Raw genomic sequence first — 275 nt, 5'->3', positions numbered from 1 at the left:
CACAAGGACAGCGAGCTCGCGCTCGGTCTATCCGGACATCTCCACAGGCGTTTCGGCCTCACGTCGTTCGTTGACTCGGCCGTCTGGGGCTATGCGAACGATCTGCTCAAAGTCCTGGACGATGAGTTCTGCTACAACGATGAGGCGCGAACCTACAACTACCAGAAGCGGAACCGTTCGACGTCGCATGTCCACATGATGCTCTCGGTCGCGCTGTCTCGGATGATCGACCGTTGCGAGTGCATCATCTTCATCAACACCCCGCATTCTATATC

The 275-nt window shown here is 56.7% G+C and carries 1 protein-coding gene; it reads left to right on the top strand.

Features of this window, described 5'->3' with window-relative positions; translation table 11 throughout:
- On the top strand, positions 1-275 hold a 275-nt coding region (locus AC0IW9_RS30805), incomplete at both ends, for a hypothetical protein (RefSeq protein WP_471652106.1).

It is taken from the genome of Belnapia sp. AC561, from assembly GCF_979252845.1.
This window is presented reverse-complemented; position numbering and strand designations above follow the sequence as displayed.